The organism is Limnothrix sp. FACHB-1083 (assembly GCF_014696485.1).
Lineage (GTDB): Bacteria > Cyanobacteriota > Cyanobacteriia > CACIAM-69d > CACIAM-69d > CACIAM-69d.
The window spans coordinates 41,084-53,234 of record NZ_JACJQD010000019.1 but is presented as its reverse complement, the minus strand read 5'-3'; the positions used below and the strand labels follow the sequence as shown (position 1 = coordinate 53,234).

At 52.9% G+C, this 12,151-nt stretch carries 5 protein-coding genes; 3 read left to right on the top strand and 2 right to left on the bottom strand.

Translation table 11 applies throughout. From position 1 onward, the window contains the following. The first annotated feature begins 365 nt into the window (after positions 1 to 365). The 3 genes from H6F46_RS17955 to H6F46_RS17945 all read left to right on the top strand — a co-directional run bounded on the left by H6F46_RS17955 (position 366) and on the right by H6F46_RS17945 (position 9,521). Entirely contained in the window at positions 366 to 1,727 is a 1,362-nt protein-coding gene (locus H6F46_RS17955) for a DNA cytosine methyltransferase (RefSeq protein WP_190356121.1), read from the top strand. A 39-nt stretch (positions 1,728 to 1,766) separates the two neighbouring features. Then, a complete protein-coding gene (locus H6F46_RS17950) occupies positions 1,767 to 2,603 on the top strand; it encodes a TdeIII family type II restriction endonuclease (RefSeq protein ID WP_199291653.1) in 837 nt (278 codons plus the stop codon). A gap of 771 nt (positions 2,604 to 3,374) precedes the next feature. Then, entirely contained in the window at positions 3,375 to 9,521 is a 6,147-nt protein-coding gene (locus tag H6F46_RS17945) for a PAS domain S-box protein (RefSeq protein ID WP_190356120.1), read from the top strand. 29 nt (positions 9,522 to 9,550) lie between these two features. On the opposite strand, the gene H6F46_RS17940 is transcribed toward H6F46_RS17945, so the two are convergent. Next, positions 9,551 to 10,660, bottom strand: coding sequence for a M23 family metallopeptidase (locus H6F46_RS17940; RefSeq protein WP_190356119.1), 1,110 nt, complete (start codon positions 10,658 to 10,660; stop codon positions 9,551 to 9,553). A 433-nt stretch (positions 10,661 to 11,093) separates the two neighbouring features. Next, complete coding sequence (locus H6F46_RS17935) at positions 11,094 to 11,903, bottom strand: hypothetical protein (protein ID WP_190356118.1); 810 nt, start codon at positions 11,901 to 11,903, stop codon at positions 11,094 to 11,096. Between the last annotated feature and the right edge of the window lie 248 nt (positions 11,904 to 12,151).

The window sequence follows — 12,151 nt, the reverse complement described above, 5'->3', positions numbered from 1 at the left end:
TGAGAATAGGTTTGACGATTTGAGAGAATGAGCGTAACATTGGTGTATTACTTTTTGATTGTTTGGGGTAAGAATTACATCTTCTTACCCCTTTTTTATAACCTGAATCTGTCATTCAACACTTCTGGATGGCATGGAACATGGAATTTTCTACGATTTAGTCAAAAAGGGAGTTTCACCTGAAAGGATTGTCCTGGCATATTTACCAGATTGCCCCACTGGTTCTCGTCTTGATTTTGATAGAAATATCTCATCGAAACAGTCTGCAATAGCCTAGGTTTTTTCTGATCAAACCTTGATTGGCTTCAAGCAGATTGCGACTAACATCTTAGGCTATCATGTTTGTCAACCTTTGATTATCAGATATGGTTGCTACAGGAGTCCAAACCAATCTATTTGACTTGTTAGCGGTCAATCACCAGCAAGCCATCACAACAACCTTCAAATTTGTTGATCTGTTTGCGGGGATTGGTGGGTTTCGGATTCCGTTAGAACAATTAGGTGGCTGCTGTGTTGCCTATGCAGAAATTGATCGCGATGCGATCGCTACCTATGAACAAAATTTTTTGAGTGATAGTTCTGATCACGAACCCAATTTGGGTGATGTTTCTGCGGTTGATCAGCTCCCCAACAATCTCGATCTGGTGGTGGGTGGTGTTCCCTGTCAGGCCTGGTCGATCGCAGGCAAAACCTTGGGATTTGATGATCCGCGCGGTCGCCTATGGTTTGATGTTTGTCGGCTAGTGCGTCAGGCGCAACCCAAAGCATTTTTATTTGAAAACGTCAAAGGACTAACGGAACCCCGCCATCGAAATAGCCTAGATTTCATTGTTCATCAGCTTCATGACAGCGGCTATTACGTCTATTGGACTGTTTTAAGTAGCTATGATTTTGGATTGCCGCAAGATCGCGATCGCCTCTTTTTAGTCGGTTTACGTAACGATCTGGAACGTGCGGGGCAATTTCAGTTCCCTGCCGCCAGCGATCGCCCCCGCAAACTCTATGAAGTCTTAGATGATTTGCCCGCTTGCTCGGAACCCAAATTAAAGTTTTCACCGCGATCGCTCTTTGGCGATAAGATTCCTGCCTCCCGTGGGCGATTCCAAAAAATTGACGAACTCAATAATTTTTTCCTGTTTAGTGATGTGCGCGATGGCCACAGCACCATTCACTCTTGGGATCTGATTCCAACGAGCGATCGGGAAAAATTCATCTGCATGACCCTGCTGAGAAATCGTCGTAAAAAGAAATATGGCCCCAAGGATGGTAATCCCCTTTCCTTAGAAGATTTTCAGGGTTTGATTCCGGACTTAGATCAGACTGAAATTACGGTATTGGTACAGAAAGAAATTCTGCGAGAAGTCACAGTCGATCGCTTTGACTTTGAAAACTCCAAAATTTCAACCGGCATTCAGGGGGTATCGCGAATTTTCTTGCCTACTGCTGAAGCGATCGGGACGCTAACAGCTAGTGGAACCCGTGATTTTGTGGCGACAGTAGCTCTCAGTGGCTGTGAACCCAATACCTATAAGCAGCAATTTTTGGAAGAGATTTATTATCCCGGCCAGTTTCGATCACTCACGGCCCAGGACTATGCCAAACTCCAGGGATTCCCAGAGGACTTCATTCTGCATCCAAATAGCAGCATCGCCAAGAAACAATTTGGAAATGCTGTTTCTGTCCCGGTGATTGCTGCGATCGCACAATCGATTCTGCAATGTCTCTGATCTTACTTTTTGCGCTGACCGAAAACTAGCAACACTGGAATGATTATGGAAAGTTCGCTCCTCAAAGCTGCGATTCAACAGGAAATTCAACAAATGATGGATCGTGTTTTGGATAATGCGATCGTCAAAAACCCATTCATTGTTGAAGAACATCGAGCCGCAAAACCACTCTATGCTGCTCTTGTGCCAGATGAAATCTTTAAAGGATCACACTTTGAACGACGATTTGTCACACCGTTTGGCAAAGTTTGGGAACGACTAGCCCTAATTGTTGCACAGCAGGCTTTTGGGAACGTCAGCTTACAGCAATCTATTCAAGGTCTCATTCCCAAAGGGCGATTAGCTAGGATTTCTGAAACCTTGAATGCTTTAGAGCATAAGCATCCTGCTAAAGTGCGCCAAAAGCCAAATTGGCGGCAAGAGCTTAACTATATCCTGAAAGGAAAAGGGGAATTAATTCCAGTTTCAGTGACCTGTGATTTCTGGGCTACATCCAAGGATGGTAGTGAAGTTATGGCTGCCGAGCTGAAAGCTCCCTTGCCCAATAGTGATCAAACTAAAGTTAGTAAAGAAAAGCTATTTAAGCTCTATGCGATGGAACCCTGTCCAGTTACTCGTGCCTATTTCGCATTGCCCTATAACCCCTATGGTCAAAAACAAAATTATGCCTGGTCATTTCCACAACGGTGGTTTGACATGCAAAATGATCCCGTTGTTTTAATTGGTGATGAATTTTGGAATCTATTAGGTGGTGCAGGAACTTATCAAGCACTAATTGAAGCAGTTAACGAGGTGGGCAGTGAATATAAAGCTAAAATCTATCGAGAATTTTTAGGAATTGATGTTCCTGAGTCTCCAACGAATTTTCAACTATAAATTTCAAAATTTATCAATTGATGAATTGAATTGCGCTTTGGAAAAGGATAATCGTGGTTTTGAAAATGGCTGCTACTTGGGCTATAGGACGCTGATTAATGCTTATAGATTTGTGTGTGAGTCGATTTTGTTGAATTTTGTTGATCAGATTTCACCATTTTGCTTTTTAGGGTTAGTTTTTAACTGGAATGGATTCTAGGGACTGCTTGACAATGCAAGGTATCATTTTTGACTTTTTGAAAGAATTAAAAATAAAATAAAGATATGACTCTTGGTAAAGAAAGTCACGTGCTATGCTCGTTTTACGTCAATTTTAGAGGAAAAGCGATATCTACCATGGCTTAGTCACAGATCGCCGTCAGAGTATCTAAAAGCATTTCTAGCTTGATTAAGACGGTAAACCGTGGCGGCTGGTGTGGATCTTGCATAACTTTTCGGTGAGGTCAATTGATCAAAGGCCTATCGTGGTGGTCTGGGATCGCTTGGGTTTTTGGTCGGGGTACTTTAGCTGTTAGGAGATGCTGTTTTCGGCTGTGATCCCGATCGCTCCCCTGAGCTGAGAACAAATTGATAGAACCCGTGGGGAGATGGTCTGATGCAGGATCGGCCAGACCTAAGCTAGGATTCGCGCCAAGCAATGGGCTTTTGCTGTGTTTTGGGGGAGTTTTAAAGCTAATTGGGGGCAAATTTAGCTGCTTTGACCTCCGTTAGCCGGATGCGCTCGATTTTTCTCGCTCAAAAACAAGTCCTGTCATGTCCATTCCGTTTCCTATGCTGACGGTTTCTGAACTGAGGGCGGCTATTATCCGCCAACCATTGGTGGTTGATGCGGCGGCAACGGTCTGGGATGTGGTTTCCCTGATGAGTGGGCTGCCGGCGGCCCAGGCGGATCCACAGAAGGCGGCGATCGGGTCTCGCCCCAGTTGTGTGCTGGTGAGGGTGGATGATCGGGTGGTGGGCATTTTGACGGAGCGAGATTTGGTGCGCTTGAGTGCGCAGCAGTGCCCGCTCGATCGCCCGGTGACCGCCGTGATGACGCGGGAACTGGTGATGCTGCGGGAGAGTGAGTTTACGGACTTGTTTTCCACCATTCATCTGTTGACGAAACATCGAATTCGACATTTGCCGGTGGTGGATGAGGCCGATCGCCTGTTGGGGCTAATTACCCAGGAAAGTTTGCGCCAGTTGGCCCGCCCGATCGACCTGTTGCGGTTGCGCCAAGTCCAGGAAGTGATGAGCCGATCGATTGTGGTGGCCAGCTCTCACGCCTCTTTGTTGGAATTGGCGCAATTAATGAGTGAGAACCAAGTGAGTTGCGTGGTGTTGGTGGATCCGGCCCACGCAGAGATCGGGGCGATCGATGATCTAGCGGCGAAATCAGAGAGCGATCTTGAGGGTGATCTTGAGGGCGATTTTGCTGCTGCCTCATCTCTACAGCCGATGGGTGGGCCGCCTGTGGGCCTAGTGACCGAGCGGGATATGGTGCAATTTCAGGCCCTGGGGTTGCCCTTGGACCAAACCAGTGCCCATTTGGTGATGAGCAGCCCGGTGTTTAGCGTCAGTCCCCACACCAGCCTGTGGGAGGCGCAACAGTTGATGGCCGATCGCTGGATTCGGCGATTGGTGATCACCAATGACCAGGGGCAATTGCTGGGCATCCTCAGCCAAACGCGCCTGCTACAGGCCTTGAATCCGCTGGAAATCTACAACTTGGCGACGGTGCTGGAAACCCAGGTGTCGCAGTTGGAGCAAGAACGATTGGCGCTGCTGGAAAGCCGAGCGCAGGAACTGGAGCGGGAGGTGGCCGAGCGCACCGCCCAACTGCGGCAACAGGCGGAACGGGAAGCGCTGTTGCGGGAAGTGGCCACGCAAATTCACAATGCCCTGGATTTGCACACCATTTTGGAAACGACGGTGCAGCAAGTGCAGCGGCTGCTGAACTGTGCGCGGGTGATTGTCTATCAATTTGAGGGCGATTGCAGCGGCGTAACGATCGCGGAGGCTTTGGCGGATCCGAGCGATCAGGGTCAGTCCCTGTTGGGGCGGCGGGTTCAGGATGCCTGTTTGGGGTCGGCTTTTCTGGATCCCTTTCGGCGGGGCCAAGTGCGGGTGCTGGAGGATGTCACCACTGCGCCGTTGTCGGACTGCCACCGAGATTTGCTGCTCGGCCTCCAGATGCGGGCCCAACTGATTTTGCCCTTGCTGGTGGGCGATCGCCTGTGGGGGTTGATGGTGGCCAGTGAGCACGATCGCCCGCGACTTTGGCAGGCGGCGGAAATTGACTTGCTGCAAGCCCTGGGGGTGCAGGTGGGCATTGCCCTCAAGCAGGCCACATCCCATGCGGTCTTGGCCGCGGAGTTGGAAGAGCGTCGCCGGGCCGAGGCGGCCTTGCGGGAAGCGGAAGCACACCAGCGGGCCCTAGTCAGTGCGCTGCCGGATTTGTTAGTGCGGCTGAATGCTGAAGGGATTTTTCTGGAATTTGTCGCCAACCCTGAGTTCGATCGGGTTGGCGATTTAAGTAGTTGGGTCGGTAAGCATGTGTCGGAATTGCTGCCGCCGGTGGCCGCCCAGAAGCGGATGAAAGCCATTCAGCGAGCCTTGGCCACCAAAACCGTTCAGTTCTATGAGCAAAATCTGTCCACCCATGAGGTGTTGCGGATTGAGGAAGTGCGGGTGGTTCCTTACCGCGATGACGAGGTGTTGGTTTTGGTGCGCAACATCAGCGATCGCAAACAGGTGGAATGGCAACTGCGAGATTTGAATCAGTCCTTGGAGCGGAAGGTGGCCAAGCGCACCACCACGCTGCAAATTCGGGAAGCTCAGATTCGGGCAATGGTGGCGGCCATTCCTGATCGCCTGCTGCGGGTGACTCCTCGGGGCCAATGTTTGGACTACAGCACCCTCACCCAGGCGAAACACCCCTGGGGCCGCTTCCGCGCCGAGGCGACTGGTGATTCGTTGGAGGCAGCGGACACCCCAACCCTCTCCCAGTTGACCGATTGGGTGGCGGCGGATCAGTTGGAGGCGGTGTTGGAGGCGGTGAACCAGACGATCGAAACCGGCCAACTGCAAGTCATTGAACAGCGGCGGATCCTGGGCGATCGGGTTCTGGATGAGGAATTGCGGATTGTGGGCAGTGATGCGGATGCGGCCCTGGTGATGGTGCGGGATGTGACGGAGCGCAAGGCCGCCGAAGCCCAACTGCAGGAACGAGAGGCTCGCTATCGCGGCTTGATGGCGGGGGCAAGTGACGCGATCGTGGTGACCAACCTCCAAGGGGAAATCCTGGAAGTGAATCGCAAGGCGGAGGAACTGTTTGGCTATGACCGCGCCCAACTGATCCAGATGCACCAATCCCAGTTGCACCCGATCGATTGCGAAGAGGAGATGGTGCAAGCCTTCCAATCGGTGATTACGGATGGTTCCTGTCAGCTCACCAATGGTCAAATTCAGCGGGCCGATGGGCAAGCAATTCCGGTGGAAATTACCGGCTCGATCGTGCAGGTGGGCCAAACCCAACTGGTGCAAGGCATCTTTCGGGATATTCGCGATCGCAAAAATGCCGAACGCCAGTTGGCCGACCTGTCCCAACGACTCACCCTTGCCCTGGAGTCCGGCGCGATCGGTTGTTGGCAATGGAATATTCAAACCAACACCCTGGTTTGGGATGAGCGGATGTATAGCCTGTATGGGGTTGCGCCCGTGGAACCCGGCCAGGAACAGCGCCTGCCCTACGACATTTGGGCCAGTTCCGTCCATCCGGACGATCGACCGGCCACCGAACAGTTACTCTATGCCGCCACACGCGGCGAAGCCCGTTACGACACCGAATTTCGAGTCATGCTTGCCGATGGCACAGTCCGCCACATCAAGGCCTATGGCGAGCTGCTTTGTGATGCCCAAGGTCAGCCCCAAAGCATGATCGGCGTGAACTATGACATCAGCGATCGCAAACAGGCCGAGGCGGCCCTGCGGCAAAGCGAAGAGAAATTCCGTCGTGTGTTTGACTCCAACGTGGTGGGAACCATTTTCACCAACTTTGAGGGGCTGATTGTTGATGCCAACGATTGCTTCTTGGAAATGCTGGGCTACGATCGCCTGGACTTGCAAGCCGGGCGCTTAAACTGGGCCGAACTCACACCGCCCGAATATCGAGCGCAAGATATCGCGGCCATTGAACACCTGCGGCAACACGAGTCGATCGCCCCTTGGGAAAAGGCCTACGTGCATCGAAATGGCCATTGGGTGTGGGTGCTGATTGGCGTGGCTATGATTGCCCCCGAAACCGGTAGCTGTGTTTGCGTGGTGGTGGACATCAGCGATCGCAAACGCTCCGAAGAAGCCCTGCGCGAGAGCGAAGAAAAATTCCGCCAATTGGCCGAAGCTGTGGATTCGGTATTTTGGATTTTGGATCTCAATCGTACCAATCGGATCTACGTCAGCCCCGCCTACGAGCGGATTTGGGGCAGACCCAGCGAAGAACTCTACATCACCCCCGACAGTTGGGCCACCAGCATTCACCCCCTGGATCACGATCGCGTCTTAACCGCCCTTCCCAAACAGTTATTGGGCGAATTTGACGAGGAATATCGGATCCTGCGGCCCGATGGCGAACAGCGTTGGATTCGCGATCGAGCATTCCCCATTTGCAACGCCCAAGGAGAGGTTTATCGCCTCGCGGGCATTGCCGAAGACATCACCCCCCTCAAGCAAGCAGAACTGGAGCGAGAACGGCTGCTTCAGGAATTGGCCGCCTTTAAGCTGGCGCTTGATGCCTCCGCGATCGTAGTGATTACCGATGCCCAAGGGGTCATGACCTATGTCAACGATCGATTTCTCGCGGTTTCCGGCTACAGCCGCGAGGAATTGATTGGCAAAACCCATCGACTCGTGAAGTCTGGCCACCATCCCGCCTCCTTCTTTAAGGACTTGTGGGACACCATTTTGGCGGGGCAAATTTGGCGCGGGGAAATTTGCAACCGCGCGAAAGATGGTCGGCTCTATTGGGTAGACAGCACGATCGTGCCGTTTCTCGATCGCGCAGGACAACCGATTCGATTTTTGGCCGTTCGTTTTGACATCACCCCGCGCAAACGAGCAGAAATTGACCTCAAAAATAGCAACTTCCTGCTTTCCACCATCAGCCAAGCCCAAACGGAATTTATTACGGCTGCCAATCGATTAACAATCTTTGAAGGCCTTCTGAATGGCTTATTAGAACTGACCGAAAGTGAATATGGCTTTATCGGAGAAGCGCTCTTTCGAGGCGATGGCAGTGCTGCGATCGAAGAAGGCTTTCTCAAAATTAAAGGCGTTCCCTACCTGCAATCCCACAGCGTCACCAACATCGCTTGGGATGCAAATACGCAAAAGTTCTATGAAGATAACTATGAAACGGGAATGCAATTTACCAACATGAACACGCTCTTTGGCGCTGTGATCATGACCGGTAAACCCGTGATTGCCAACAGTCCCAGCACCGACCCGCGCAGTGGCGGCACACCACCCGGCCACCCTCCCTTGCAGGCATTTTTAGGCATTCCATTCTATCAAGGTAATCAATTGGTGGGGATGATTGGAATTGCCAACCGGCCCGGCGGTTATGAGTCGAGCATGGTGGGTTATCTAGAGCCATTTTTGGTCACCTGTAGCACCCTAATTGAGGGCTATCGGGTCGATCGCCAGCGCCGCCAAGCCGAAGAACAACTACAGCGCACCAATGATGAATTAATTCGGGCGACTCGCCTGAAAGATGAGTTTTTGGCCAACATGAGCCATGAATTACGCACGCCCTTGAATGCCATTTTGGGCATGACCGAAGGGTTACAGGAACAGGTTTTTGGCTCGATTAATGATAGTCAGCTCAAAGCCTTGGGGACGATCGAGCGTACTGGCTCCCATTTGCTCTCCCTGATTAATGACATTTTGGATGTGGCCAAAATTGAATCGGGGCAATTGGAATTAGATCAAGCGCCCACGGCGATCGTGCCTTTGTGTCAATCTAGTTTGACTTTCATTAAACAACAGGCCCTGAAGAAACATATTCAGGTAGATACTCAAATTCCCAGTCAGTTGCCCCACGCATTGTTAGATGAACGACGAATGCGGCAAGTGCTGATTAATTTGCTGAATAATGCCGTGAAGTTCACGCCAGAAAATGGGCGTGTGACGCTGTTGGTTTCCCTGGAAAATTACGCCGTTCAAGAATTACAGTCGTCTCAATCTTGGCTGCGGTTTTCTATTATCGATACGGGAATTGGGATTGCCCCGGATCAGTTAGATCGGCTGTTCCGTCCCTTTGTGCAAATTGATAGTGCGCTGAATCGCCAATACGAAGGAACGGGGCTGGGTTTGGCCCTGGTGAAGCGGATTGTGGAACTCCACGGCGGCCGGGTGGGGGTCACGAGCAAGGTGGGGAATGGCAGTTGCTTCACGGTCGATTTGCCCTACCATCCTGGTCGCACGATCGCGGACGCTAGTGATGATCAATCATCGGCCAATTTGGATTCATCGCTGGTGATTGAATCAACGGATGGGGGCCGATCGCCCTGCATTTTGTTGGCGGAAGATCAAGAGGCCAACATCAACACGATCGTGAGTTATTTAACGGCCAAAGGATATCGGGTGATTCTGGCCAAAAATGGTGCAGAGGCGATCACTCAAGTGCAACAATCGCAGCCCGATTTGGTGTTAATGGATGTGCAAATGCCGGGGATGGATGGCCTGGAGGCGATGCAATTACTGCGGCAAGATGCGCAATACGCTAACTTGCCGATCGTGGCCCTCACGGCGCTGGCCATGGAGGGCGATCGCGATCGCTGCTTGGCCGCCGGAGCCAATGAGTATTTAACGAAACCAGTGCGCCTGCGCCAGTTGGTGACCACGATTCAAAACCTGCTGCCCCAGTTTCCGAGCTAGGTGGCTTCGTCCCGGCCAAAGCTGGCTGCCTAGCGCACCACCGCCTGCTGGCGATCGAGCTGAATCAAGGTTTGGTTACCCCGCATCAACCGATAGGAAGCGGTCCAAGTGCCTGGCATCAGGGGCGATCGCCGAGTGCCTTTGCCCACGTAGGTAATCCACTGTTTTTGATCTTGGTCGATCGGCCGTTGATAGTCCGTGACGATCGAACCATCGGGGGCCAACAGCTTGAAATATTCCACATCCCCCGTTTGCACCCCAAAGGCATGAACCCAAAAGGTGAGCGCCTCCGCTTGGCCGGGAATTTGGTTGCTTTGGAACTCGCCGCGCCACAGCTCATCCTCCACCGGTTGCTTGGGGGCAAAGCCGCTGCGAATTAGCCCCGTGGCCACATAGTTGCGCGCCCCGTCATTCCAAACCGTGTTGGTGTTGTTGCCCGTCGCGCAGCCCGCAATCCGATCGCCCCCCAACAGCGGATCCACTTCCTTGCCATCCTTGCGCACCGTCACATGCACATGGGGAAAGGTGGTCATGCCCGATAGACCCACCAGACCCAGGGGATTGCCCGCCTGAACCCGATCGCCAATTTTGACCCGCACGCTGCCCTGTTTCATGTGGCAATACTGGGTTTGCCAGCCGTTGCCATGGTCTAGCATTACGCCGTTGCCGCACTCAATGCCCGCCACGGTCGATCGCGCTTCCGGGGATGTGAGCCGTCGATCGGGCACACCATCCCGCATGGCCGACACCGTGCCCGCCGCCGTGGCCACCACCGGTACGGCCGTTTGCGGAGTCCAGAAGGGAATTGCAAAATCCGTGCCGTTGTGACCGTCATAGGTCAAGTGCCGACACATGGAATCCCGCTCGCCCGTGCTGGGGTCGTGGTCGGGATAGAGCATCACAAAACAATCTTTGCCCAGTTGGCAATCGATCGGGCGGCGCAACAGGGCGGTGGCCGTTCTCTGGGCCAAGCGACCATCGGTCGAGCGCTCCGGAGCCGGAATGCTGGTGACACCGCCGGCCGGCTCGATCGTGGACGAGTCGGCCGCTTGGGCCAACGCGGGGGAATCTGAAGGGGCCGATTGCCCGATCGGGCCCTTCAGACCCACCCAAGTCAACCCCGCGCCGATCAAGATCAAGGAGCCGATCCTTAGGGGCCATGGAAACATGTCACTCACCGTTATTGTTCAGAAAAACCAGAGTCGATCGCCAAAGAGCTGCCCTGCCCTAACCTTCCGAGGATGCTGTGGTCATCAGGAGACTGCTCCATAGACCCGACAGACCCGACAAAAATAGACCCGACCAAGACTGAGATGGCGATTCCTCAGGCTTAGACCCCCCATGGCCCATTTTGGTTGCAACTTTTCGGCCAGTTGCTTGTTCAGTTTGTCTTGCTTCCGCGTTGTGAATCCTAAGCCTTGTGCCAAACGGGCGATCGAGCAAGGTAACCGCCTAACCCCCCATCCCAAACCGGTTCGTTCTCGGGTTTGAGACCTCAGGCGGTTCCGTGATCATCCCATCCTATTCAGGACTAGTCATCATTTGTGAGCTTCTAGCAAGTCCCGGAATGCGTCATTCGGGTTTGCAATAATCCCCCGTGGGCACGGCCCGCTCGATCGTGTAGGCCGCACCGGGCACAAGGATAAATTCGCTGGCTCCCACTTCGCTGTTGGGGTTGCCCCAATCGTAGGTGTAGCCCAAGCCGGTGAAGGGTTGCAGATTAGTGCGAATGCTGCGGTAATACAGCCCCTTGAAGAAGGTTTGATAGTTGGCAATGCCCGATCGGGGGGTGATACCCGCCACCTTTGGCAAGTCCGCCGCCAGGGATTGGGGAAAATCCGCTTGGCACTGGCGATCGCTCACTTCCGGATCCGCGCAGGGGCGAAACAAATCCCGCACATCCACCCACATTTCCACAAACACGTCATAGTTCCAGGCCGGATCCAAGCCCAAATATTGCTGGAGCCGCAGTTTCAAATCCGCTTCAGTGGCGTTGGGATTCTGTTGGCGATATTGCCGACAAAGCTGTTGCACCTGGGGAGCTGCCGTGACCCAAATCAGTTGGTTTTCGTTGCTGGAACTGTTGGTGGCGGGCTTGATGAAGCGATCGAACGAGCTTTGACTCTTCCAGGTCACCATCAACAATCGCTGGCGATCGGGATGCCAAACCAAATTTGGATTATCCGGCGTGAGGGGAATCAGCTCCGAAACCTGCTCGGTGGGTTCCGCCACCGCCGCATCCCGAATTGCCTCGTTGTAGCGTTCCTTGGGGGATGGGTTCGCCTGCACCGCATCGGGGCCGATCGACAACGTGCAAACCAAACCCAGCGCTGCCCCAAGGAGGCGTTGGGAAATTTGAGAGATTGAAACAGTCGAAAACATGGCTGTAAGGGGGTCTTCAACCTTGGTCAATCGCCATCCTAACCAGACTCCTTGGGATTGAGGGCTAGGGGTAAAAGCATTGGATCAAGCGTTGAATGCAGAGCAATCGCCCGATCGCCCCAATTTCTGAGGATTTTGCGAATTCTATAGATTTGTTGGTTTGATTAGATTTGTTGCAATTTACCTTGACCCTCGTTCACCAGAATTGACAAAAACCTTAGAACATTCGTGGTAACAAAAGGTTTAAA